Genomic DNA, 230 nt, shown 5'->3' with positions numbered 1-230 from the left:
ACCGGAGTCCTCCACACAGATCGCCGATCCCGCAGAGTTTTGGCATGGAGTGGCTCAACCCGGCCAGCTTCCCGATAGCTGGAATACAGCGCCCTTCCGGCAGGATTTGCCGTCAGCCGCCTATTCACCGGTGCAAAGCGTCAATCCGCCAGACGCACCATGGGAGCAAAGCTTGGGGGCATCGATCTTCGGCACCCCACAGTACATGCTGCCTGTGGACGACTTGGGAG

Annotated in this window: 1 protein-coding gene; it reads left to right on the top strand. The window is 60.9% G+C overall.

Features of this window, described 5'->3' with window-relative positions; translation table 11 throughout:
* The coding region (locus K6N12_RS33910) for a hypothetical protein (RefSeq protein ID WP_222149199.1) at positions 1–230 on the top strand (230 nt) is incomplete at both ends.

Origin of the sequence: Rhizobium redzepovicii (genome assembly GCF_019793435.1) — a bacterium.
GTDB classification, from domain to species: domain Bacteria; phylum Pseudomonadota; class Alphaproteobacteria; order Rhizobiales; family Rhizobiaceae; genus Rhizobium; species Rhizobium redzepovicii.
Note: the sequence above shows the minus strand (reverse complement) of the source record. Positions and strands in the feature narration are given on the sequence as shown.